Source organism: Calidithermus roseus, from assembly GCF_003574095.1.
GTDB lineage: Bacteria > Deinococcota > Deinococci > Deinococcales > Thermaceae > Calidithermus > Calidithermus roseus.
Map to the genome: position 1 here is coordinate 1 of NZ_QWLA01000025.1, position 22,585 is coordinate 22,585.

Consider the following 22,585-nt stretch of genomic DNA (forward strand, 5'->3'; position numbering starts at 1 on the left):
CCGGTGGCCCCCGCCAGCCCCCCCGCGCTGTACTACGGCTACGAGGGGGAGGTAGGCGATCCCGCCTTCATCGAGTACACCAACGGCAAGTACACTGCCGCCGCGGAGTACGCCTCTATACTCTCCGGGGTCGCTGCCATCGCCCCCGCCGACGCCCCGCTGAAGATCGTGATCTACGCTTCCTGGCGGGCCAGGTGGCACCCCCTCTACGGGCGCTGGGTGCGCATCTACCCCAAAGACCCCATCGCCCTGCGCATGGAGGGGGACCGGCTGGTGTGCGAGGGCTACCGCCCGGCGGACTGGGTGGTGGAGATGATGCCCGAGGGCTTCAACTTCCCCGGCTTCGATCCTCAGCGGGAGCGCTTCGACGACTTCAAAACCCCCTACAAGCTGCCGGTCGAACTCGACCCCCACGCGGGGAGGTGAGCATGGCCAGGATCGAAGCGCTGCTGCTGAAGGCGTTGGGAGGTCTGGCCCTGGGGCTGGCCCTGCTGGCCCTGCCCCCCCTGCTGCAACCGGCCCGATACCTCACCCCGGTGGCCCGGGCCCTGCCCGAGGGCTCGCTGCCCCGCCAGGAGGCCCTGGCCACGCTGCGCCAGAACGCGCTGGCCCAGCTCAGCCTGGGCGGCCTGGCCGGGGTGGTGCTGCTGGGGCTGGGCGGGCTGCGCTCGGAGGTGGCCCGGCTGCGCGAGCGGCTGGAGGAGCTGGCGGAGGACTGACCGAGGACCGCGCCACGATGACCCCTGACCTGCCCCCTGCCGCCCGTGTTTCTCCGGAAGCTGCCGCTGGCGACGACGAAAGACGTCGCCTCCGGCGAGGTCAGGTGGCAAGGCCTAGGGGTGGTTAACCCCTTCACCGAGTCGGGCAGGTTGGTCGATCTCGAGGAGTATCCGCGCCTGCGGCAATACCTCGAGGCCCGCCGAGAGCGGATCGCCCGGCGTCAGTGCGCACGGAAAGCCCCGGCCAGCTGGTATCGCACGCTCGACCGCATCACCCCGGCGCTGGCCTCGAGGCCCAAGCTCCTGATCCCGGACATCAAGGGTGAGGCCCACGTCGTCTTCGAGGAAGGCAGGCTGTATCCCCACCACAACCTCTATTACGTCGTCTCGGACGACTGGGACCTGCGGGCTTTGCAAGCCGTGCTGCTGTCTGCGCTCGGTCGCCTGTTCGTGGCCAGCTATTCGACGAAAATGCGGGGTGGCTTCCTGCGCTTCCAGGCGCAGTACCTGCGCCGCATCCGCCTTCCGCGCTGGGCGGAGGTGCCCGAAGCGCTGCGCCGGGAGCTGGCCCAGGCCGCCCTCCGGCGAGACCTGCAAGCCTGTAACCGAGCCGCCTTCAGGCTCTACGGCCTGAGCCCCGAGGAACGCTCTGCCCTCGGGGGCGACGGAGACTGAGACCAACCTCCTCCCCACGGAAAGCTCTGCCCCTCGCTCCCTCGAGGGGGCTTCTGAGGGTCACGGTGGAGCAAAATGTGTTAATCCATATAGACATATCGGATGGCCCGCCCTAAACGTCCCAGGGGAACTCCAGTGCGGTGCTGCACGATCCCAGGTACGGATATCCCCGCTTTGAGCATTACGGCGCGCTTTGGTCAAATCGGATGATGTAAAGTGAGCATGGCTATGGTAAAGAGCCGGATTAGCAGTAAAGGCCAGATCACTCTACCCAAGCGAGTGCGGGAAGTCCTGGGTCTTGGGCTAGGGGAGGAAGTGGTGTTTGAAATCCGGGGCGCAGAGGTGCTGCTCAAACCCTGGCGCAAGGTACCCCTCGAGGCCCTGCGGGGCCGCCTCAAGAGCGAGGTTCCCTTTCCCGGCGAAGCGGAAGAGCGGCGAGTGCGGGAGGGCGCGTGGGCGCGGGAGAAGTAGGGCGCTTCTGGCTGGACACCAGTCTCGTCCTGCGCCTTCTGACCGGTGAACCCCCTGAGCTGGCCCAGAAAGCCCTCGAGGTCTTCCGGGAGGCCGAAGCGGGGAAATACACCCTGCGGGTTCACCCCCTGGTAGTGGCGGAGGCTTTCTACACCCTGCGCTCCTTTTACAAGCTGCCCAGGGCGGAGGTGGCCCAGGCCCTGGAGGAGCTTTTCAATCGGGAAGGCATGGAGGTGCTGGAAGAAGAGGCGATACGCCAGGCGCTGGCGGAGGCGGGCCGGGGCGGGCTCAGTTTAGAAAAGCGAGGGGGTGTGGGGGAGCTATAATCCCCCGGTTTTCAAACCGGGGATACATGGACTCCCCCACGTCCGCCGGAGGCGGACATAGTATAGTGGGCGGCGGTCATTTATGGACGCCCTCCTTCTACGTGGGCAGCGCCGGGAATATCTCAGCCCAGACTATTCAGCGCTACATCGAGTTGCAATGCAAGCATCAGGATGACGATGCTTAAAGCATTTAAGTACCGCCTGTACCCCACCCAGCCCCAGCAAAAAGACCTGGAGCGCACCCTCTCGCTGTGCCGCCAGCTCTACAACGCGGCCTTGCAGGAGCGTAGGGATGCCTACCGCAAGGCGGGCAAGACGGTGGGCTTCTACGAGCAGAAGCGCCACCTGCCGGAGATACGGGCCGAGCTGCCGGAGTACAAGCACATTCATTCCCAGGTCTTGCAGAACGTCATCGAGCGGGTGGACAAAGCCTTCCAGGGCTTCTTCCGTAGGGTCAAGGCAGGGGAGAAGCCCGGCTACCCCCGCTTCAAGGGGCAGGGGCGCTACGACTCCTTCACCTTCCCCCAAGCCAACCAGACCGGGGTCAAGGTGCAGGATGGGCGGGTACTGCTGTATGGCATCGGCTCGGTCAAGTGCAAGTTCCACCGCCCCATCCAAGGAGCCATCAAAACCGCCACCCTCAAGCGAGAAGGCGAGCACTGGTATATCGTCTTTGTCTGCGAGTTCGAACCACAACCACTCCCTGAAAACCACGAGGCCATCGGGATAGACCTGGGCACCAACCCGAACTTCCTCATCACCTCGGAGGGGGAGATGGTCGAGGCCCCTCGGTACTTCCAGAAGGCGCAGGCCAAACTAGCCACCGCCCAGCGCAGCCTTGCCCGTAAGAAACGAGGTAGCCGTCGTCGTAAACAGGCCAGAAGGCGGGTAGCCAAACTGCACCGCAAAATCGCCAACCAGCGCAAAGACTTCCACCACAAGCTGGCAAGGAGGTTGGTAAGCCGCTATGGCACCGTCGTCCACGAAGACCTGAACATCCTCGGACTGGCCCGCTCCCGCACCGCCAAGGGGGTGCAGGACGCGGGGTGGGCACAGTTTCTCCAAATCCTCGCCTACAAAGCGGAAGAAGCTGGTAGGCGGGTCGTGGGGGTAGACCCCAAACATACCAGCCAGGACTGCCCGGTGTGCGGGCACCGGGAGAAGAAACCCTTGTGGGTCAGGGAGTTCACCTGCCCCGCTTGTGGGGCCTCTCTTCACCGGGATGTGGCCGCCGCATTGAATGTCCTGGCCAGGGCTCGGACGGAGCCTTCGGGGATGGGTACGGCATGGGCCGTCCCGTGAGAACCGAGAAGCCCCGTTCTTCAGAACGGGGAGTCGTCACCCTTGTCCTGCTCTTCCTCGGACAGCTCGGTCAGCCGGCGACCATCCTTGAGAAGGCCCCGGTCCTTCTGGGGATGGGCCAGGCGGTTGATCCGGTGGGTGAGTTCCTCATGGTCCAGGACGAAGGTGAGGGCTTCGGTGGCGGTGTCCTCGAGGTGGTGGGCCTCGTCGAGCACCAGGTGGGGCCTCTCTTGGTTTTTTTCCTCCTCTTGCTGTTCTTCCTCCTCTTCCCGCAGGAAGCTGGCCAGGAGGTAAGCCTGGTTGGTCACCAGGATTTGAGCCCCTTTGCGATGATTTAGCTGGCGCTGGAAGGCGCAGGTGTGGAAAAAGGGGCAGTCCACCCGACAGCGGCGGGGGTTGGTGCCTACCCGGTCCCTCACCTCGCGGAAGCCTCGAGAGAAGTGCCAGTAACCGGGGAGGGCCTCGAGGTCGTGCCCCCCCAAGGCCGCGTAGTGCAGGAGCAGGCCCACCGCAGCCCTGAATTCCTCTTCCTCATCCTTTTCCTTTCGGACGTCCAGGAAAAGTTCGAAGAGGGCCTCGGGGCATAGGGTGTCTCGCGGGCTCTTGACCAAAGCCGCCTTGACCTCATAACCTCTTTTGCCCACATCTTTGAGTTCATCCAGAGCCTGGGCCTGGAGCACCTTGGTATGGGTGGCCACCCAGGTCCTCTCGCCCCGGTGCAAAGCGGGATAGAGATAGCCCTTGGTCTTGCCGGTGCCGGTGGGGGCCTCGAGGAGGACCCTCCGCCCATCCCGCAAGGCCGCTTCTACCTCCTTGAACATCTGATCCTGGGCTTCCCTACGGGTGGGCAGCAGCTCTGGACCCAGGTTGGAGGGATGCGACAGGTGCCGACCCCCGTATAAAACCGGCTCCACCAAAGCGGGTGTGGTCAGGAGCTCCTTGACCTGGCCTGGGGTGTCCGCGAACAGCTCGCCCTCGGCAAGCCCGAGCTCCCGCCAGGCCCGGGCCACCCCGTCGGGCAGCTTTTGCAGCACCAGCCCGGCCAGAACCCTCCAGGTGGCCTCCACGTCGGCCTGAGCCCGATGGGCATCCTTCAGTGCTTCATCGGTGAAGTGGGCGTGGAGATCCCCTAATCGGTAGCCGGAAAGTCCTTGGGAAGGGATAGGGAAGACCAGGTGGGCGAGGCGGAGGGTGTCTAGAGGGGCTGTGGTAATGAGAGAGAGGTCCAGTCTGACCTCTTTCAGTGCCCGCTCTAGGATGGGCTGGTCGTAACGCAACAGGTTGTGACCAAGGAGGGGGCGATCTCCTACGAAGTTCAGAAACTCCTTGAGTGCCCTTTCCAGCGGCACCTTTTCACGCTCATACTCATCAAAAGGGATGCCTGTGAACCGGAAAACTTCGTGGTCGGCCTTGAGCGGTTTTGAGGTGGCTACGTACCAGTGGCGGGCCCTGCCTTCCGCGTCCTGGGTGGCGATCTCCAGGATCTCAGCCTCCTCTGGGTCTGGGGAGGTGGCCTCGAGGTCCAACGCTACGTAGGGTTTCATGATCGGTGAGCTTTTCTCGTCATCAATGCCTGCAAAACCATCCAACGTCTAATCCCTGGCGATTCCCTTGCTGGCTACCCCACTTAAGCTCGTGAAATGGGCTCGAACTCTACCGAGACGGTTCGGAGTGCTCATGCCCTTGGCGAGATAAAGTGAGAACACTGCCATTTTAGGCAGAAAGTTGCGACTTTTGACGTGTCATATGAGTATACTCGTGCGCATCTAAGTTAACCCCTGAAGAGGACGAGTTGCCGCTGGAGCTTTCTGAGAACGCACGCCGCTCTAGCAGGTCGGAGACCGAGAGGCTCACGACCCGACCTGCCTCGATGAAGTCCTCGGCACCGTGCTGCTGAAGGCCTAAAAGCTCAAGAGCAAAATCCACGTCCCCCTTTCGGCCCTCAGCCCCCCATTACCAGCCCCGCCGCTACTTCGAGGAGTCCATCAAGGAGCAGGGGGTGCTCCAGCCCCTGCTGGTGCGCTTCGTCGCGGAGGGCCAGTACCAGATCATCGCCGGTGAACGGCGCTACCGGGCCGCACAGATGGCGGGACTGACGGAGGTGCCGGTGGTGGAGGTGGACGTGGACGAGGCCACCGCCCGCCAGCTGGCCCTGGTGGAAAACCTCCAGCGCGAGGACCTCAATCCCTACGAGGAGACCCTGAGCATCCTGGCCCTGCTGGAGATGAAGCTCGGCAAGGGCAGGGAAGAGGTGGTGAGCCTCTTGCACCGGATGCAGAATGAAGCGAAGGGAAAAGTTACCCGAAACATCTCAGGTAGCTCAGAGGCCCAGGCCGTCGAAAACACCTTCCAAACGCTGGGCCGCCTGAGCTGGGAATCCTTCGTGCGTACCCGCCTCCCCCTGCTCAACCTTCCCGATGACCTGAAGGAGGCCCTCGAGGAGGGGGCCATCCCCTACACCGCCGCGCTGGAGCTGAAGAAGATTAAATGCCCAGGTACAACCACGCCTCCGTCACCTCGGGATAGTACTCGTAATCCTTCCCCAACCGCCGGCTCCGCCCCATCCAAGCAAACGTCCTTTCCACTACCCACCGCTTCGGCACCGGTTTGAACCCCTTCACCCGCACAATCTCCGGGGGAGGGGAAGCCTCTTCGGAAAAACTGCGGGTCTGGAACACCGCCGGGTCCACCACGGCGAACTGCCAGGGGGCGGGCAGGTCGCTGCGCACCTCGAGGATGTCCGCCCCCGGCACCGCCGGCAGGTCGGTGAGGGTCAACCCTGCGTGCTCGGGTTCCGGGCTGAGCCGGTAGTAGACCTCGCTTTCCTGGTCTCCTACGCGCTGAGTGCGGGATTCCAGGGGCACGAACTCCAGGCTGGCCCCGGTGAGCGTGCCCTCCTCCACCAGCCGGCGGGTCTCGGGGTCGAGCACCTCGACCTCCACCTCGAGCTGAGGCGCGAAGTCCACCCGCAGGGCCCGCCCCACGAAGGGTTTGCCCCGGATGCCGCGCAGCTCGGGCAGGTTGTGCTGGAGGCTGATGGTGCGGTGTTGCCAGAAGCCGGGTAGCCAGTCGCGCATCAGCGCCTCGACGGTGATGGTCGTGCCGTATTCGTCCACGACCGTATCGTTAGACGCCCGCACCACGACCACGCCGGGGCGTACCTGGCGGAGTTGCAGCGGGACGCGGCGCGTGGGGTTACTCGATTGTTGGCTGCTTTGGCTACTGCGGAAGCGCAACGAAAAATCCCCCTCGAGGTGCCCGGTGGGCGTTCCCCGAGGGGGATGTCTAACTTAGACTATAGCACAATCAATCTTCGTATGTGGCCAGTTCTTCCGGCGTAGGTGGCTCGAACTTGCGCGGGCCTTCGGAGGAGCTCCGGTATTCACCACTCCCCAAACCAGTGTAAATGCGGGCCTCGGTCTCCTCGATGCCCATGCTGCGGAAGCGCTTCAGGCGGCGGGCTGCGACTGCCTGCTTTTCGCGCTTACTTTCGATTACCTTAGCCATCCCAGCCTCCTGAAGACTTGCTCGAGTTCGAGCGCGATTGCTTCAAACTCATCATCTGTCCACTGCACAGTATATCCGATTTCAAAACCCGGTTTGTTCTGCCGTGAACCAACCGCTTGGAGTAACCGACGATCCCCGGAGTAAACCGCAATAAATTGGCGGTAGCTGCGAGCAAAGATTTCGTCAGGGCGAAGCAGGTAGGCTACGAAACTTCGATCCACCGGTTTCTGTCCCTCGACGTCGTAGGTGTAAAACGCTCGCCGCAATGACCTAAGATCTTGTATTGCAGTAGTTTGGTTGATTACACTCCACCAACGAGCTAGCGGGCCTTCGCCCATCGAGGCTTTCAAACTTGCGTATTGGTTTTTGTAGAAAGCCTGGTGATCAATCATATGGCCAAATTCCTCGAGAATTGCCAGCAGGGTGGTCTTCCCCGATTCAATCCCAATGTATGCCGGGTCTCCCGTTTTGGGATCCGGGGTGTAGCGGGCGAGTTCATCGGCATCAAGTAGCCGTTGCACCACCGGTACCCGAGGCAATCCCTGAAGGCCGTGAACCCTCGAGGCGATGGCAGCAGCCTCCTCGACCAGCTTAAAGACCTCGTAATCAAGCCCCAGAAGCCCTTTGCGGGGTAAGCGGAGAAAGTTCCGCCAAGGGGAACCTGTTGGCATCCAAGTTTGGCTTCGGGGCTGGGCAGACGGTGCAGGAACATCAAAGCTGTCGCGTGAAGCAGATGCGCTTTCGTTTTCTTGCATAACCCCGACCAGCGTACACCGGCAGTTCACCACCTCCCCCGCCGGAGCGCCCAGGCTGCGGTCGCCGGGGTACATCAGCCTCGAGCCTGCCGGGGTGACGAAGGGCTGCTCAATGGGCACCGTCACCCCGTCCATGCGGCGGTGGTCGAACCTGCTACCCTTTTTCGCCACCCGCACCCGGTTATCCCGCGCCGTCAGCCAACGTTTGTGGGTGTAGCCTGCGGCCCGCAGGGCCTCGAGCTGGGCCCGGTTGGCCCCCGAGTTATAGAGCGTTCTGACCAGGCGCTCAGCCGAGAAGTAAGCCGCGCCGTACTCCTGCTGCACCTGGCGGATAATCTGAGCGGTGGTTTTGTTCTCTCCCCGCAGCTCGGCCAGCCGCCGGGCCAATGCCTTCGGTTCGGTGAGGGTGCGCCAATAGCTCAGGAGGTCGCCCTCGAGCAACCGGCGAAACTCTCGCTCGAGGGTCTGGGTACGGGGGTCATTCGGCAGGAAGCCGTATTGCAGGGCGATCTTCCGCGCCAACTCGGCCAGGTCGTCGGCGAGGGTGGAGAGGTCGGGGTTGAACTCGAGGCTGGCCTGCCGGATGAGCTGCTCGAGTAAAACCTCTTCCGGGCTGGGTGTGCGAATAACGATGAGCCGATCCAGGGCGGGCCGAATCCGGCGCAGCACCAGGCGCAACCAGCGCAGGCGCTGGGGCGCGACGCGTTGCCACAGCCGGTCGGCATACTCGGCCACCGCCGCCTCGACCAATGCCATGTGGTGCTCGACGCGGCGGGTGGGGCGGGCGCGCCAGGCGATCATGCCTCGAGGTCGTCCCCACCATCAGGGCTTGGCTGGGTGGCCGGGCCCTCGAGGCCGCTCAGCGCCCTCGCCGGTACCAGCACTTCGTCATCCCCCCTGGGCTCGTAGCCGATTAGCTCGCGGCCCTCGTCGCCGGTGAGGATGGGCCGCCCCACCGCCTTGACGATGGTCTCGATGCGCTGCTGGATGATGTCCACGTCGCGGAACTCGGCGCGCAGGCGGTAATCGGTAATGCCCAGGCCTGAAGGGGGTGGGGCATGGAGGACACGGTTGAGCAGGGCCAGTACAGGAGCCGCGTTTCAATCCTCAGTGGGCTTAATTGCCCACTGCAACGCGGTATTAGCCTCAATAGGCTTACCGGGTTTATGACGTCCTGAAGGGCCGAATTCGGTTTGCGCGAACCCCGGGTATTTTCGTCCTTGCTTGAGGTTCGCGCTGGCGGCGCAGGTGAAGTTGGCTATCCTTGAGCACCGCGCAAAGATCATGCGCGCCTTGCCCCGACCCTGTGTGGCGTGAGAGACAAATACCTCACCCGAATGGTCGGCAATCTCGGCATTAAGCGCTCTCTTCTCGTGAAAGGAGGTCTGGGTTTCCTTCTGGTGCTGCTCCTGTCGGTGGGCTCGCTGCCAACCCCGGTCCAGCTGGTAGGAAGCCACTCCCAAGTGATTGCCGATGGCGATGACCCCAAGATCGGTACCGGTGGCTAGAGGGTATCGGGCATGGGGAGGCACACGGCCTCCCCTAAGGTTTTTGACACTCCCACGGCTGAAGCGCGTGGGATTCTCGTTCTAGCCCTCGGCAACCCGGCTTGCGCGTTGCATTGGGCGTACCGAGCTTGGGGGTAGATTCCCGTTGGGATATCCCCAGGGTGTGCCATGCACCCCGCCCTGCGGAGCCTGAAGAGCCACAGGGACGATCCCCTGTTGGGACAGAGCCCTGACGGGCCTGTTCACCCAGGGGCAGGACAACCCCAACCAGTTCGCTAGATTGCGTCCAGCGTTGTGGTCGGCGTGTCCCCGGTATCCGCATCTCTCGCATCTGAAGCTGTGCCGATTCCTTACCCCGATGGCCCCGCACTTGCAGCACGTCTGGGAGGTGTAGGCGGCAGGCACCTTCTCGAACTTGATTCCTGCCGAGAGGGCCTTGTACGCCGTCTTGGTCTCAAGGTCGTAGTAGGGCCAGAAGTCGCGGTTGTGGTCGGCCTGAGACTTGGTAGCCTTGCGCTGCGGGCTCTGGCGGATGCCCGTGAGATCTTCCATCCGTATCCCGCAGCCATGCTCCTTGGCGAAGGCCACCAGCTTCTTGCTGAGGATGTGGTTGGTGTGCCGGATGATGCGCTGTTCTTTTTGCTCCAGGCGCTTGACGGTCTTGTGCTTCCCCGCCTTCTGCAGCCTGCGTCGCTTGGCGGCGTAGTGCCTGCGAATGTGGCGAATCCAGCCGAAGCTCAAATAGAGTGAGCGGCCCTCCGGCGTGACCGCCACCGCCAGATGACGTTGACCCCGGTCCACCCCGATGAAGCGCGTGGGATTCTGCGAACATGCTTGTAAAATAACTTTGGAGTGGGGAAAATCGCGGTTGATGATGCTCGAGTAAGCCTCACGGCCCTGGTAGAAGCGGACCGGATGGCCCCGGCGGTGCGCTTGCTGGAAAGCCTAGTGCATCAGGCTTCTACCCACCAGCAGGCTGAGCAGGTGGCAGACCTGTTCGGCCTGCTTCCCGAAGGCTGGTTGCGCCAAGAAGTTTCTCTCCAACGGCTGTACGCCGCGGTTTTGTGCCGTTCTCGTCGATCTGCGGCGCTGCTGGTCTACCTCGACGCGCTGACGATACCAATTTCCCCTGTCCTGGGAACGTACCGGGCCTGGGCCCTTCTGCGGGAAGGCCGCTACCTGGAGGCGCTGGAGCAACTCGAGGCCCTGGGCGTGGCACAGGGTTCGCCCGCCCTCGAGGAGCACACCCCGTTCGAACGGGGGCTCTACTGGCGCACCAAAGGGGAGGTGCTGTTTCGCCTGGGGCGGGCCGAGTGGCACGAGGTGTTCGTGAATGCGCGGGGAGATTTAAAGGGGGCAGCGCTGGGCCGCAGCCTCGTCGACGAGGGCGGGTTGCTCTACCTCTCGGGCCAGTGCTCCGTGGCGCGGGTGGTGTGGGCTGAGGCCCTGGCTTATCTGCGCGACGACCCCTATTACCTGGCCTGGGCACGCCACAGTCTGGGAATGGCACTCATCAAGGACCGTCCGGAGGAGGCTGAGCAGCACCTGCTCGAGGCCGCTCGGCTCAGCCGCAAGGCGGTGGCGCGGGAATTCCGGGCGCGAGCCCTGTGTGGCCTGGGAGCCGTCCGCCGCTCTTTTGGGGAGTGGGAGCGGGCCTTGGAAAGTTACCAGGAGGCCATACGGGTTGCCTGCGACCGGGACGACCGACAGCAAGCCCTATGGGGCTACGGCCACACCCTTCGCCTACTGGGCCACCTTGAGGAAGCCCTGGCCCAGCTCACGCTGGCCCGTGAACTCGACACCTCTCCAGCGAAGAGCTGGCTCAACGCCGATATCGCCGCGACGCGGCTGATGCTGGGAGACGCCGTTGGGGCCGAGGAATCTTTAAGCCAGGCGGTTGAGGTGGGTGAGCGGGGCAAGATTGTACGAACGATGGTGCAGGCGGCCTTGCATCACCGCAGCAGAGCACTGGAAGCCGCCCGGACCCTCCTGGATGGGCTTGATCCCACTAACCTCTGGGTGCGGGAGGAAGTCCACTGTTTCCCTGAGTTACGGGCCTACCTCGCTTTGCCCGAGCAAACGGTGCGGCAAAAACACTGGATAGAAGTCAACCCCTTCGGCTCGCTCGAGGTCAAGGTGAATGGCCGTCCGGTGCCAATAAGCCCAACGGGTCGGCCAGGCGAGTTGCTGGTGTTCCTGCTGGAGCATGGTGGAAGTGCCGGGGTGGAACACCTTATCGACCAGCTTTACGGGGAGGATCAACCTCAAAACCGCAAGGCCCTGTGGGCAACCGTCATGCGACTGCGGCGGGCTTTGGGGTGGAAGGGTAGTGTTCGAGTCCAGGGAGGGGTCTACCAACTCGACCCAACCGCCGAATGGGTTTACCGGGATCAGCCTTCACGGGGGGCGGAGGAGTTCATGGTGGGCCACTACGCCAACTGGATTCAGGAGCGACGAGGTGTCTTCCCCTGGGTTGTCTAATGGTTATAATCGTTATGAGGTAAACACGCTCAAATTTCTTGCGCGACCATACTCGTCGCACGCTGATGTAGATGGTTGGTAGACGGGCATTGGTAGAGTCATACCTACCTACGATTCTTATGGAGTATGGAGATGGATGACTCCGACTCGCTCAAGGCTACCCATGAGAAGGCGCTGCGGCTGGTGCGAATCCTCGAGTTGCTCAAGCTAAAACCCTGGACTGCGCAACAGCTTGCTACCGCCCTGGGGGTCAAGAAGCGGGCGGTGCTGTACTACCTCGAAGACCTCAAGGAACTCGAGCCCTACCTGGGCTTCCGCTTGCTACACGACCCGCTCCGGCACACCTACGCCCTCAACGCCGGCGTGCTCCTGAGCGACATCGACAAAGTGGTGGCGCACACCGCCCTTCGGATGCTCTACCACCACTCGCCGGGCCACAACCAGCAGTACCTCGAGGCCATGCTCAAGCTGGCCCGCGGCCTGCCTGAGCCTGCTCGGACCGTCGCGCAGCGCAGTGCCGAGGCCATGGCTGCCCGGGGGCCAGGCCTCGAGGGCAGCAACCTCGAGAAGATCACCAGCGCCTGGTTCCGCCGCCAGCTCGTCCAGTTTCACTACCAGCTCCCCGGGCGGCGCGAGCCCACCAAATTCGAACTGGAAACCTACTTCATCGAGGTCTCACGGGCCAACATGGCGGTCTACGTTATCGGCCGCGAGCGCAGCTACAAGAACGAACTGCGCACCTTTAAGCTCGCGCGGATGCAGTTCGTCACCCTGGTCGGTCCGACCGAGGCCTACGAGATCCCAGCCAGCTTCGACCCCCGGGAGTACCTCTCCGACGCCTGGGGCATCGTGGGGAGTGGGGGGAACCCGGTCCGGGTAAAGCTGCGCTTCCTACCTCAGGCCGCCCAGCGCATCCGGGAGGGGGGCTATCCCAACCTCAAGGAGCTGGGGCAGCGCGATGACGGCAGCCTGGTAGTGGAAGTCACAGTAGGCACCGACGAGGACGGTTTCCCCATCGAGCTGCTCTCGTGGGTGCAGAGCTGGGGACCGAGGGTGGAGGTGCTGGAGCCGGCCAACCTGCGCGATACCTGGCTGGCCGAGGCCCGGCAACTGCTCCAGCAATACGAACCCCAAAGTTGGATGGCTCCCAAAACCTACTGGGCCCACACCCACAAAGACCGCGCTCGCTGGCAGACTATGCAGGAGCATGTCTCCGAGGTAGCCCGGCTGGCCGCAGAGAAAGCCGCGCCCTTTGGTGAGTCGGAGAAGGCCGGCCTGAGTGGCAGGCTGCATGATCTGGGCAAGTACGGCGATCTTTTCCAGCTTCGGTTGGAAGGTAAGGAAAGGGGCCTCGACCACTGGTCGGCGGGGGCCCACCTGGCCCTGTTTGAGTACCGCCTGGTGGACGTGGCCCTCGCGGTGCAGGGGCATCACATCGGGTTACAGAGTGGAGCCAGGGAGAGCCTCAAGGGGATGCGGCTTGAGTCCCTAAGCCAAAAGCATCCGCTCGAGCTGCGCCTCACCGAGACCGACATCAACTTGCTCAAAAAGCGCTTGCAGGCAGACGGTTTGGAACTGCCCCCCTCCAGTCAGGCACAAATCTCCGTTTCTACTAGCGCTGCTACCATGCTGGACACGCGGATGCTCTTCTCGGCCCTGGTAGATGCCGACTTCCTGGACACCGAGCGGCATATGCAAGGCGAAGTTCGGCCCAGCCCCCCGCCTTTGCAGCCCGAGCGGGCTTTGGAGCGTCTCGAGGCCCACCTAAACAGATTGGCCGCTGACGAGAACTTGCCCGAAGGCATCCGTTGTTTGCGTCAGCAGGTCTCCGGGGCCTGCGCTCAGGCCGCAGACCAGCCTGAGCGCCTTTTCACCCTGACCGCCCCCACGGGCCTGGGCAAAACCCTGGCCATGCTGCGCTTCGCCCTGAAGCGGGCTGTACAAGATCAGCGCGCAAGGCGCATCGTGGTGGTGCTGCCCTACCTGTCCATCCTGGACCAGACCGCCCAAATCTACCAGGAGCTTTTTGCAGACTTTGGACCGCACTATATCTTGGAAGACCACAGCCTGGCCTACCGACCTTTGCGTAAGGAGCTTTCCGACGAGCAGGACTTGGCCGAACTCGAGCGCCGCCTGCTGGCGGAAAACTGGGATGCGCCCATCATTCTGACCACAAATGTACAACTACTGGAAAGCCTGCACGCCAACCGGCCCGGAGCCTGCCGCAAGCTGCACAACCTGGCCGGGAGTGTGCTGCTCTTCGACGAAGTGCAAACCCTGCCTACCCACCTGGCCGTGCCCACCCTCAAGACCCTCTCCCGGCTGGCTAGCGAAAAGTACGGCACCACGGTGGTCTTCGCCACCGCCACCCAGCCTGCCTTCGATGCCTTGCACGACAAGGTTAAGGAGGGCGAGCCCCAGGGCTGGCAGCCGGTGGAAATGATCCCCGAGTTGGAGGCGCTTTTCCGAAATACGAGGCGGGTGCAGGTGGAGTGGTGGCTCAAAGACCCCACCCCCTTCGCCCACCTGGTCACCCTGCTCGAGGTCGACCCCCAGGCGCTGATGGTGCTGAACCTCAAACGGCAGGCCCACGCCCTCTTCCGGCAGGCCGCGGAAAGGGGTTTGGAGGGCCTCTACCACCTTTCCACCGCGCTGTGTCCAGCTCACCGGCTCAAGGTGTTGGAAGAAGTGAAAGACCGCCTCAGGGAAGGCCAGCCCTGCCGCCTCATCTCTACCCAGGTGGTGGAGGCCGGGGTAGAGCTGGACTTCCCCATGGGTTACCGGGCCCTGGCCCCCCTCGAGGCCATCGCCCAGACCGCCGGGCGCATCAACCGACACGGGCTGCGCCGCGAGGGGCGGCTGGTGGTGTTTGTGCCGGAGGACGAGGGGTATCCGGACAAAGCCTACCAACAGGCCGCCAGGCTGACCCGCGCCTTGCAGGCCGAGGGGGAGCTAACCCTCGAGCCCGCCGTCTTCCGCCGTTACTACCAGAGCCTCTACACCCTGCAAAACGTAAGCGACCCCGAAATCGAAACTCTGATTCAGACCCAGAACTACGCCGAACTGGCCCGCCGCTACCGCCTCATCGAAACCGCCGCCGTGAACGTGGTGGTGCCCTACAACGACGAAGCCCTGGCCCTCATGCAAGAGGCCCGTGACCGGGGCATCGCCGCCGACTGGATTCACCGCGCCAGGCCCTACACGGTGCCGTTCTTTTTGCCCAAGGGCGGGCCCCCGTCGTTCCTGGAGACGATCTTCCTGCGCTACGGGCGGAGTGAAGTGCCCGATTGGTACCTCTGCCCGGACCAAGCCCTCTACGACCGCCTGCTGGGTTTTACGCCAGAAGAGGGGAGCGGGGCGGGCTTGGTCGTTTAACCCCGTGCCGGGGCGCATCCTCTGGTATCCTGCGCCCCCAAAAAAGCGGAGAGGAGGAGCCATGCGAAGGTTTAGCTTGGAAGTTTGGGGCGAGCTGGCCTGCTTCACGCGGCCCGAGTTCAAGGTCGAGCGCTTCAGCTACCCGGTCATCACGCCCAGCGCCGCGAGGGGCATCTTCGATGCCATTTACCTGGACTTTAGCCCGGAGGGTCAGAGACCCCTGATGTACTGGCAAATCGAGCGCATCGAGGTGCTCAAACCGGTGCGCTACATCGCCCTGATGCGCAACGAGGTCAAGGAAAAGGCCAGCGTGCGCAGCATCCAGAGCTGGATGAAAGACCCCACGAGCTTTGAACCCATCTTTGCCGACGCCACCAAAGAAGACACCGGCCAGGACACCAAGGGCCGTACCCAGCGCCAAACCGTGGCCCTGAAAGACGTGCACTACCGCCTCACCGCCCACGCCGTGCTCTATCAGGAAGACCACGCTTTGCGCCAGAAAATCGAGCATAGCTTTGAGCGCCGTGCGAGGGCGGGGCAGTGCGTTTACCAGCCCTATCTGGGCTGCCGGGAGTTTGCCGGCTACTTCCGCTTGGTGGAGCCCGGCGAGGAGGCCCAGCCCGTGCCCTACAGCGAAAAGATCGGCTGGATGCTCTACGACGTCTTCGACCTGGCCAGGCCCAGGGGCCCGCTCCGCACCGATAAAGGCGAAAAGCCCAGCGTGAGCGTGTTTGAGGCCGAGGTGAAAGACGGCGTGCTCGAGGTGCCCCCTTACGGGAGCGAAAAAGTACGCAAAGGAGGGGCCTGATGCTCGCACAGCTCGTGCAGTACGCCCAACAGAAGGGCCTGGGGGCTGAACCCGGCTTTACCACCAAAGAGATTCGCTGGCTGATGGGGGTGAGCCCGGCGGGGCAGTTCACCGAGCTGATCCCCCTAAACCAGACCAAACCTGCCCCCGACCTCTCCCAGCCCGACATGATGACCCTGCCGGGCTACTTGCGGGCCCAGGGCCATCCGGCAGAGCAGGCCGCCCACTTTCTGGCCGACACCTGCGCGGTGGTGTTTGGGCTGGCCGAGCGGGACCGCGAGGGCAACCTCAAGAAGCCCGAGGAGCACGCTAAAAATCTCCAGAAGCAGCAAACCTTTCAACTGCTAATCAAGCTGGCTGCTGAAGAGGTGCCCCTGCTACAGCCCATCGCCCAGGCCCTGGCCAACACCGTGCAGATGGCACGGGCCTTGGAGAAGCTCGAGGCCCAGGCCCAGCAAAAAGGGGCCGATAAGCTCAAGCCCACCGACAAAATTTCGTTCTTTGTGCAAAGGCAGTGCGTGCTTGACTTTCCCGACTGGCACGATTGGTGGCGGCGGTTCCGGGCTCAGGCCTTTCCGGCCACCAATGCTGGTGGGATGCGCTCCTTTGCCAGTGGGGAACTGGCCCCACCGGCCCCCACCCACCCCAAGGTGACCAAGCTGGGCGGGAGCGCTTTCGGACACGCCCTGGTCACCTACGACAAGGAGGCCTTCGAGTCGTATGGGCTCTCGCAGGGCGAGAACGCCGCCGTGGAAGAAATGGCCGCCACCGCCTACCGGGCCGGGCTGGACACGCTCTTGGAGCAGGCCGAGACCCTGGGCGATATGAAGGTGGTGGTCTGGTACGACCAGGAAGTGCCCCAGGAAGACGACTTCTTCCGCGACCTCTTCGCCCCCAGCGCGCCCGAGGCCGAGGAAGCCCAGGCCCTCGAGCGCGCCCGCAAGGTACTCAAAGCCCTAAAGACCGGCGAAGCCCCGCCCAGCCTGTGCCACGCCCGCTTTTTTGCCACCGCCATGAGCCCGGCCTCGGGCCGGGTGATGGTGCGCGACTGGCAGACGGGTTCGCTCGAGGGCTTCATTCTGGCCGTAGAGGCCTGGTTCGACCACCTTTCCATCGTGCGCAAAAGTGGCGACCGATCCGCCAACCTACCGGGGCTGAACCGGCTCTTCCTGAGCCTCCAACGCCCCAAAGCCCCCGAGCAAAAGTTCGATGACTACATCAAGCCCGTCAAAACCCTGCAACTCCCCCTCTGGCGGGCCGCCCTGAACCCCGACCTGCCCATCCCTTACGCGGCCGTCGTTCGCGTCATGGAGTCCCACACCGCCGAGGTCATGACCGGGGCCTTTACCGAGGCTTTGAAAGCCCAAAAGCCCGACGCCGCCGCCCTGGGGCGCATCTACGCCCGCATGGGGCTTTTGAAGGCCTACCACATCCGCAAAGGAGGGAAGATGAGCACCGCACTAGACCCCCATCACCCCAGCCCGGCCTATCACTGTGGCCGATTGATGTGCCTCTTGGCCCAGATCCAGGAGGCATCTACCGAAGCCGAGATCAACGCCGGCGTGGTGCAGCGCTACTACGGCGCGGCCAGCAGCACGCCTGCTTTGGTGCTGGGCCGCCTGACCCGGCTCTCGCAGCACCACCTGAGCAAAATGGCCAAGGACTCCCCGGGCCTGGCCTACTGGTTCAACAGCCAGCTCGCCCAGGTTTGGAGCGCCCTGGGACCCAAGCTCCCGCGCACGCTGAGCCTGGAGGAGCAGAGCCTTTTTGCCCTGGGCTACTACCATCAACTGGCCGAAAGCCGCAAGGGCAAGCAAGAAAGTGAAGCCCAATCCGCATAATCCCAGGCGTGACCGAAAGGAGATGTATATGTCCCAACCCATCCAGAACCGCTACGAATTTCTGCTCTTCTTCGACGTGCAGGACGGCAACCCCAACGGCGACCCCGACAGTGGCAACGCCCCCCGCGTAGACCCCGAGGACGGGCACGGCCTGGTGAGCGACGTGGCCCTGAAGCGCCGCATTCGCAACTATGCCCAGGCCGCCGGGGCCAGCATTTTTGTGCAGCACGGCACCAACCTGAACCGCCCCATCTTCGAAGCCCACGAAAAAACCGGCGGCTTTACCGGAACCAAAACCAAAGACAAAGTCGAGGCCGCCCGCCGGTGGATGTGCGAGCAGTTCTTCGACGTACGCACCTTTGGAGCGGTGATGAGCACCGGGGCCAACGCCGGGCAGGTGCGGGGGCCGGTGCAGATCACCTTTGCTAGGAGCCTCGACCCCATCTTTCCCGCCGAGTTCAGCATCACCCGCGGTGCGGTGGCCGAAGACGTGAAGAACGCCAAGACCCTGGAAGACTACCTGAAGTGGGAAAAGGAGCAGCCCGAGGACAAGCTCCGCACCATGGGCCGCAAAAGCCAGGTCTCGTATGGTCTGTACCAGGCCAAGGGCTTTGTCAGCGCCCACCTGGCCCAGGGCACCGGCTTTAGCGAGACCGACCTGAAGCTTCTGGTGGAAGCCCTTTTGAACATGTTCGAGCACGACCGCAGTGCCAGCAAGGGCCACATGGCCACCCGCCGCCTCTACCTGTTCCAGCACGTGGGCACCGACCCTCACAACGCCGAGCAGAGCAAACGCCAGGCCATGCTGGGCTGCGCCCCCGCGCACCGCCTGCTCGATTTGGGCCAGGTGGTCTCGGTGCGCCTCTTAGACGAGAGCAAGCCCCCGCGCCGCTTCGCCGACTACGAGGTGAAGGCCGATCCCACCCGGCTGCCCAGAGGCGTGCGGATGCTGGAACTGGATGTCTGGGACGAGGCCCGCTTTGATCGCTGGATGGGAGGGGCCGATGCCTAGAACCATCCCCATCCCACCCCCCCAGCTAAGAGCGCCGGAGCTAACCACCTGGACGCTCAAACTGAGAACCATTACCCCCATGTTCGGGGGCAGCGCCACTCCGCGCGAGGTAGACCCCAAGAACCCGGTACGCGCGGCCAGCGTGCGGGGGCACCTGCGCTTCTGGTGGCGGGCTACGGCGGGGGCGCAGTATGCCAGTGCGGAGGAGCTGTTCAAGGCGGAAGAGGAAATTTGGGGGAGTGCAGAGAAGTACGGAAAAGTGGCCCTGCGGGTTCTGGAGCAGTCTGCCGGGCAGGCCGTGAGACCCTCGGAACTTGTGCCGGATAGGGGTACAGCGAGAACCGGGCCGATGGAGAAGTTCTTTCTGCACCCTTTCAACGAAAATAGAAGCGAGGGTTTGTCAGAAGCTAGTGGGCTAAAGTCGGTGGAGTTTACCCTCGAGCTCACCCATACCCTCTCCGAAACCGAGGCGGAGCACCTGCGTCGGGCTGTTCGGGCCTGGATTGCCTTCGGCGGCATTGGGGCGAGAACCCGACGCGGGGTGGGGGCGCTCGAGGTCACCGCGAACCTCAAAGACTGGCTACCCGCTACCCCCGACCAGCTCAAAACTTGGTTTGCGGTTCCACCGCAGAAAGAGGTTCATCACACCACCCTTGCTGGCGCGGTGATCTGCCTGGGCCAGCCCCGCAAGCCCAGCAACACCGATCCCTATAAAGGGCACTCGGCCTGGCGGGAGCTGGGGCGCTTTTGGGCGCGTTTTCGCAAAGGGCACTATCTGGAAGACCCCGTGACCGGAGAAACCATGGCCTACACCCCCATGGCTGGGGGCAAGTGGCGCGACCACAAGACCCTGTTGGCCTTGCGACCCAGGCAAGAGCGTATTGCCCTGGCCAAGCCCTTCTACGGCCTGCCCATCGTTTACCAGCGCTTGGGCGACAGCTTTAGCGGAACCCTCGAGGCGGTTCACTCAGGTGGCAGACGCATGGCCTCGCCGGTTATTTTGAAGCCCATTGCTTTTGCGGATGGCAGCATTTGGCCAGCCGTCATCATCCTCAATGCCCCTGCCCCCACACGAATCAGGGTCAATGGAGAAGAACTCTCTTTGCAGATTCCTGACAACGACCCTGTGCTGGATGCGCTCGAGGCCGACGAGCCCCTCGAGGCTGTGCGTAAGGCTGCCCAGCTTCAGGGCTTCACCCAGGAGGTGCGCCTATGACCCACCTCCTCGCCATCTCCATCGGCCCCGTGCAGGACTTCATCGCCGCCGCCCGCCGCACCGCCGACCTGTACGCAGGTTCGCAAATCTTGCAGGAGCTGAGCAAGCACGCCGCGCAGTTTCTCCATTCAAAGGAAGCAGAGCTCATCTTCCCAGCCGACCCGAACGCCGACGGGGCCAACAAGATTCTGGCTAAGGTGAGCACAGACCCCAAGCAGCTTGCCGAGGATACCAGGAGGGAAGTTCAGAAGAAGTTGAAGGCAATCTGGGAAGAGACCATCGGCAAACTTTCCGGTGAGTACCGGAGCTTGATTGACGATAAACGAGTCCAAGAGCAGCTTGGGAGTTTCCTCGAGTTCTACGCTGCCTGGGTGCCCTTGAAGAAATACCCCGAAAGCCGCCAGGCCGTGGAGCGACTGCTCGCAGGCCGCAAGGCTCTGCGGGACTTTGCGCCTACCCGGCAAAACGACGATGGCGTGCCCAAGTCGGCCCTGGATCCTTCGCGGGCTGCGGTCATTGACCCCCGGCAGTGGGCCGAGGCCAGCGTGCGGCTGGAGGATGGCTCCTATCGCCCGCTCCGCATCAAGCCCACCGAGTTTCTGGACGCAGTCTCGCTTCTAAAGCGCTGCTACGGGGCGCTGAAGTCTGAGGTGGTGGTGGACACCCGCACCATGGCTCGGCGGGCCATCAACCCTGAAGCCATGCCGGATGAGCGCTGGGGCGAGGACGACGACCATATCCCGGAGCCCCAGCCCTACTTTGCCATCCTGGTAGCCGACGGCGACCGCATGGGTGACCTGATCAGCCGCCAGGACGACCCCGAGGCCCACCGCAGCCTCTCGAAAACCCTGGACGACTTCGCCAGGGAAGCCCGCAACATTGTGCTCAAGCACAAGGGCTTTATGGTCTATTCGGGTGGGGACGATGTGCTGGCCTTCCTGCCGGTGAACCAAGCGGTGGCCTGCGCCCAAGAGCTTTCTGAGGAGTTTCGCCACCGGGTCAAGGGTACCCTTTCAGCGGGGATTGCCATTGTGCATTACCGCGAACCGCTCTCGATTTCCCTGCAAAATGCGCGAGACGCGGAAAAAGCCGCCAAGAACGGAGGGCGCAATGCGCTGGCGGTAGCCCTGCACACTCGAGGGGGCGCAGCCATCCAGGTAGTGCAATCCTGGGACGGGTTGACCTGGCAGGAGTTGCTACAAACATACAAGTCCCGCCAGATTACCCGTGGCTTTGCCCACGAACTGCGGGATCTGGTGCGCGAGTGGCAGGACGACATGCGGGCCGACTACCTGCATAAGGAAGCCCTGCGGGTTCTGGCCCGCAAAGAGGCCCGCGAGCTGAAAATCCCCGCGCCTACCACCGACACACCAACCTACCGAAGCGATTTGCTTCGCTTTGTGGATCAACTTATCATCGCCCGCTTTCTGAGCGGCATCCGGGAGGAAGCGCATGCCGGAACGAGTTCTTGAAATCCACGCCCTGAGCCCCCTGCTGTTCCGCGATGGCCGGCCCTTCAGCGCCGCCGACGGCACCGAGACCGCCGCCCGGAGCCTGAGTCTGCCCTTGCCCAGCACTGTGGCAAGTTTTATTCGTACCCAGATTGGCAAGGCAGAAGGGCTGAACTGGTCGGAACACAAAGCCCTCAAAGAAGCAAATAGCTGGCAAGTGTGCGGGCCGCTGTTGGCTCGAGGTAATGAACTTCTGCTACCCGCCCCCCGCGATGCGGTGGTTTACCGGGGTGCTGACGGCAATGCCCAGGTCATGAAGCTGACACCCTTTAGCCCCCCCGACGGCGCGGACTGTGACCTGCCGGACGGCCTTTTGCCCCTGCAGGTCACCCAGGACGTGAAGCCCGAGTCCGGCTACAACTTCTGGACGGCCCAGAGTATGACTTGCTGGCTGTTGGGAGAGAAGGTTATACCGCAAAAAATAGCCGGTCTGCCCACCGAGACCCGCGTCCACGTGGCTATGGATCCGACCAGGGGCAAGGCCAAAGAGGGCCAACTTTTCAGCGTGGCCTACCGGCCCCTGGAGATGGGCAAGAACCCCCAAACCTACCAGCCCGCCAGCCTGCGGGTGCGGCTCTCGCTGCCCAACGGGCAGACCCCGGCCCCCATTGGCCACCTGGGGGGCGAGCGCCGCCCGGTGGCGGTGGAGGTAAAAGAGAGCCTTTCGGACTACTGGTTCGACTGCCCGGAAGCTATCAAAAAGCGCTTCGCGGAGCTGGGCAAGGGGGCAAGGGTGCGCCTGGTGCTGGCCACCCCGGCCCTGTTTGAGGGTGGCTGGAAGCCCGGTTGGATTGAAAAGTCCGGCACGGGCGAACTGCACCTGCCGCGCGGGCTGGCCAGGGTACGCCTCAAGCTGGTTTCGGCGGCGGTGGGGCGGCGCGAGCCGGTGAGCGGCTGGAACCTGCGGCAAAACCAGCCCAAACGGGTGCGCTGGATGGCGCCCGCGGGCAGTGTGTACTTCTTCGAGGTAGAGGACGGGAACCCAGCCGACCTGCTGGAAAGCTGGCTCCGGCCCGTTAGCGACAACGAGCAAGACCGCAAGGACGGCTTTGGACTGGCCCTTTGGGGAGTGTGGTGA

At 63.4% G+C, this 22,585-nt stretch carries 20 protein-coding genes and 3 pseudogenes; 17 read left to right on the forward strand and 6 right to left on the reverse strand.

Going from position 1 to position 22,585, the window contains the following annotated elements:
- The 7 genes and pseudogenes from Mrose_RS18830 to Mrose_RS07840 form a co-directional block, all read left to right on the forward strand.
- On the forward strand, positions 1-426 hold a 426-nt coding region (locus Mrose_RS18830), incomplete at its 5' end, for a hypothetical protein (protein WP_182482729.1).
- 2 nt (positions 427-428) lie between these two features.
- Positions 429-719, forward strand: coding sequence for a hypothetical protein (locus Mrose_RS07815; RefSeq protein ID WP_147371590.1), 291 nt, complete (start codon positions 429-431; stop codon positions 717-719).
- Between the two features lie 45 nt (positions 720-764).
- Positions 765-1,394, forward strand: a complete 630-nt coding sequence (locus tag Mrose_RS07820; protein WP_245969698.1) for a TaqI-like C-terminal specificity domain-containing protein — start codon at positions 765-767, stop codon at positions 1,392-1,394.
- A 222-nt stretch (positions 1,395-1,616) separates the two neighbouring features.
- Positions 1,617-1,865: an AbrB/MazE/SpoVT family DNA-binding domain-containing protein gene (locus Mrose_RS07825; protein ID WP_245969700.1), complete on the forward strand. Its 249-nt coding sequence runs from the start codon at positions 1,617-1,619 to the stop codon at positions 1,863-1,865.
- Positions 1,847-2,191, forward strand: a complete 345-nt coding sequence (locus Mrose_RS07830; protein ID WP_119277126.1) for a PIN domain-containing protein — start codon at positions 1,847-1,849, stop codon at positions 2,189-2,191. Before Mrose_RS07825 ends, Mrose_RS07830 begins: the two co-directional genes overlap by 19 nt.
- A 68-nt stretch (positions 2,192-2,259) precedes the next feature.
- Positions 2,260-2,376 (forward strand): annotated as a pseudogene (locus Mrose_RS07835) (transposase); the annotation flags it as partial.
- Positions 2,369-3,493, forward strand: a complete 1,125-nt coding sequence (locus Mrose_RS07840) for an RNA-guided endonuclease InsQ/TnpB family protein (RefSeq protein WP_119277128.1) — start codon at positions 2,369-2,371, stop codon at positions 3,491-3,493. The pseudogene Mrose_RS07835 and the gene Mrose_RS07840, both read left to right, overlap by 8 nt.
- A 20-nt stretch (positions 3,494-3,513) precedes the next feature.
- On the opposite strand, the gene Mrose_RS07845 is transcribed toward Mrose_RS07840, so the two are convergent.
- Positions 3,514-5,037 (reverse strand): DEAD/DEAH box helicase, encoded by a 1,524-nt coding sequence (locus Mrose_RS07845; protein ID WP_119277130.1) that lies wholly within the window; start codon positions 5,035-5,037, stop codon positions 3,514-3,516.
- A gap of 343 nt (positions 5,038-5,380) precedes the next feature.
- On the opposite strand from Mrose_RS07845, the pseudogene Mrose_RS07850 reads away from it, so the two are divergent.
- Positions 5,381-5,981, forward strand: a pseudogene (locus tag Mrose_RS07850) (ParB/RepB/Spo0J family partition protein); the annotation flags it as partial.
- Here Mrose_RS07850 and Mrose_RS19380 read toward each other — a convergent pair.
- The 4 genes and pseudogenes from Mrose_RS19380 to Mrose_RS07870 all read right to left on the reverse strand — a co-directional run.
- Positions 5,977-6,111, reverse strand: a pseudogene (locus Mrose_RS19380) (IS5/IS1182 family transposase); the annotation flags it as partial. The pseudogenes Mrose_RS07850 and Mrose_RS19380 sit on opposite strands and share 5 nt — an antisense overlap.
- Before the next feature lie 688 nt (positions 6,112-6,799).
- Complete coding sequence (locus Mrose_RS07860) at positions 6,800-7,000, reverse strand: hypothetical protein (protein WP_119277132.1); 201 nt, start codon at positions 6,998-7,000, stop codon at positions 6,800-6,802.
- Positions 6,988-8,556 carry a structural protein gene (locus Mrose_RS07865; RefSeq protein ID WP_119277134.1) on the reverse strand — a complete coding sequence of 523 codons (1,569 nt, stop codon included), beginning with the start codon at positions 8,554-8,556 and terminating at the stop codon, positions 6,988-6,990. The genes Mrose_RS07860 and Mrose_RS07865 overlap by 13 nt, the downstream gene beginning before the upstream one ends.
- The gene (locus Mrose_RS07870) at positions 8,553-8,753 is read right to left on the reverse strand and encodes a hypothetical protein (protein ID WP_119277136.1); all 201 of its coding nucleotides are present in this window, start codon (positions 8,751-8,753) and stop codon (positions 8,553-8,555) included. The genes Mrose_RS07865 and Mrose_RS07870 overlap by 4 nt, the downstream gene beginning before the upstream one ends.
- A 315-nt stretch (positions 8,754-9,068) precedes the next feature.
- Here Mrose_RS07870 and Mrose_RS07875 point away from each other — a divergent pair, with 315 nt between their 5' ends.
- Complete coding sequence (locus Mrose_RS07875) at positions 9,069-9,263, forward strand: hypothetical protein (protein ID WP_147371591.1); 195 nt, start codon at positions 9,069-9,071, stop codon at positions 9,261-9,263.
- A gap of 81 nt (positions 9,264-9,344) precedes the next feature.
- Here Mrose_RS07875 and Mrose_RS07880 read toward each other — a convergent pair whose 3' ends face one another.
- Complete coding sequence (locus Mrose_RS07880; RefSeq protein WP_182482730.1) at positions 9,345-10,064, reverse strand: RNA-guided endonuclease InsQ/TnpB family protein; 720 nt, start codon at positions 10,062-10,064, stop codon at positions 9,345-9,347.
- A gap of 51 nt (positions 10,065-10,115) precedes the next feature.
- On the opposite strand from Mrose_RS07880, the gene Mrose_RS07885 reads away from it, so the two are divergent.
- The 8 genes from Mrose_RS07885 (at position 10,116) to cmr3 (ending at position 22,585) form a co-directional block, all read left to right on the forward strand.
- A complete protein-coding gene (locus tag Mrose_RS07885) occupies positions 10,116-11,744 on the forward strand; it encodes a tetratricopeptide repeat protein (RefSeq protein WP_245969711.1) in 1,629 nt (542 codons plus the stop codon).
- A 132-nt stretch (positions 11,745-11,876) separates the two neighbouring features.
- Entirely contained in the window at positions 11,877-15,119 is a 3,243-nt protein-coding gene (locus Mrose_RS07890; protein ID WP_245969725.1) for a CRISPR-associated endonuclease Cas3'', read from the forward strand.
- A gap of 61 nt (positions 15,120-15,180) precedes the next feature.
- A complete protein-coding gene (gene cas5c / locus Mrose_RS07895) occupies positions 15,181-15,927 on the forward strand; it encodes a type I-C CRISPR-associated protein Cas5c (protein ID WP_119277144.1) in 747 nt (248 codons plus the stop codon).
- Positions 15,927-17,768, forward strand: coding sequence for a type I-C CRISPR-associated protein Cas8c/Csd1 (gene cas8c / locus Mrose_RS07900; RefSeq protein WP_119277146.1), 1,842 nt, complete (start codon positions 15,927-15,929; stop codon positions 17,766-17,768). The genes cas5c and cas8c overlap by 1 nt, the downstream gene beginning before the upstream one ends.
- Positions 17,769-17,796: 28 nt before the next feature.
- Positions 17,797-18,780, forward strand: a complete 984-nt coding sequence (cas7c, locus tag Mrose_RS07905; RefSeq protein WP_119277148.1) for a type I-C CRISPR-associated protein Cas7/Csd2 — start codon at positions 17,797-17,799, stop codon at positions 18,778-18,780.
- Entirely contained in the window at positions 18,773-19,996 is a 1,224-nt protein-coding gene (gene cmr1, locus Mrose_RS07910) for a type III-B CRISPR module RAMP protein Cmr1 (protein ID WP_119277150.1), read from the forward strand. Before cas7c ends, cmr1 begins: the two co-directional genes overlap by 8 nt.
- Positions 19,993-21,468 carry a type III-B CRISPR-associated protein Cas10/Cmr2 gene (cas10, locus tag Mrose_RS07915; RefSeq protein WP_119277152.1) on the forward strand — a complete coding sequence of 492 codons (1,476 nt, stop codon included), beginning with the start codon at positions 19,993-19,995 and terminating at the stop codon, positions 21,466-21,468. The genes cmr1 and cas10 overlap by 4 nt, the downstream gene beginning before the upstream one ends.
- Positions 21,449-22,585: a type III-B CRISPR module-associated protein Cmr3 gene (gene cmr3 / locus Mrose_RS07920; protein WP_119277154.1), complete on the forward strand. Its 1,137-nt coding sequence runs from the start codon at positions 21,449-21,451 to the stop codon at positions 22,583-22,585. The genes cas10 and cmr3 overlap by 20 nt, the downstream gene beginning before the upstream one ends.

What these genes read in the sequence shown, in the direction of transcription:
- Mrose_RS07815 (WP_147371590.1), top strand. Translation starts at nt 429, where the DNA reads ATGGCCAGGATCGAAGCGCTGCTGCTGAAGGCGTTGGGAGGTCTGGCC.
- Mrose_RS07825 (WP_245969700.1), top strand. Translation starts at nt 1,617, where the DNA reads ATGGCTATGGTAAAGAGCCGGATTAGCAGTAAAGGCCAGATCACTCTA.
- Mrose_RS07840 (WP_119277128.1), top strand. Translation starts at nt 2,369, where the DNA reads ATGCTTAAAGCATTTAAGTACCGCCTGTACCCCACCCAGCCCCAGCAA.
- Mrose_RS07845 (WP_119277130.1), bottom strand. Translation starts at nt 5,037, where the DNA reads ATGAAACCCTACGTAGCGTTGGACCTCGAGGCCACCTCCCCAGACCCA.
- Mrose_RS07860 (WP_119277132.1), bottom strand. Translation starts at nt 7,000, where the DNA reads ATGGCTAAGGTAATCGAAAGTAAGCGCGAAAAGCAGGCAGTCGCAGCC.
- Mrose_RS07865 (WP_119277134.1), bottom strand. Translation starts at nt 8,556, where the DNA reads ATGATCGCCTGGCGCGCCCGCCCCACCCGCCGCGTCGAGCACCACATG.
- Mrose_RS07890 (WP_245969725.1), top strand. Translation starts at nt 11,877, where the DNA reads ATGGATGACTCCGACTCGCTCAAGGCTACCCATGAGAAGGCGCTGCGG.
- cas5c (WP_119277144.1), top strand. Translation starts at nt 15,181, where the DNA reads ATGCGAAGGTTTAGCTTGGAAGTTTGGGGCGAGCTGGCCTGCTTCACG.
- cas8c (WP_119277146.1), top strand. Translation starts at nt 15,927, where the DNA reads ATGCTCGCACAGCTCGTGCAGTACGCCCAACAGAAGGGCCTGGGGGCT.
- cas7c (WP_119277148.1), top strand. Translation starts at nt 17,797, where the DNA reads ATGTCCCAACCCATCCAGAACCGCTACGAATTTCTGCTCTTCTTCGAC.
- cmr1 (WP_119277150.1), top strand. Translation starts at nt 18,773, where the DNA reads ATGCCTAGAACCATCCCCATCCCACCCCCCCAGCTAAGAGCGCCGGAG.
- cas10 (WP_119277152.1), top strand. Translation starts at nt 19,993, where the DNA reads ATGACCCACCTCCTCGCCATCTCCATCGGCCCCGTGCAGGACTTCATC.
- cmr3 (WP_119277154.1), top strand. Translation starts at nt 21,449, where the DNA reads ATGCCGGAACGAGTTCTTGAAATCCACGCCCTGAGCCCCCTGCTGTTC.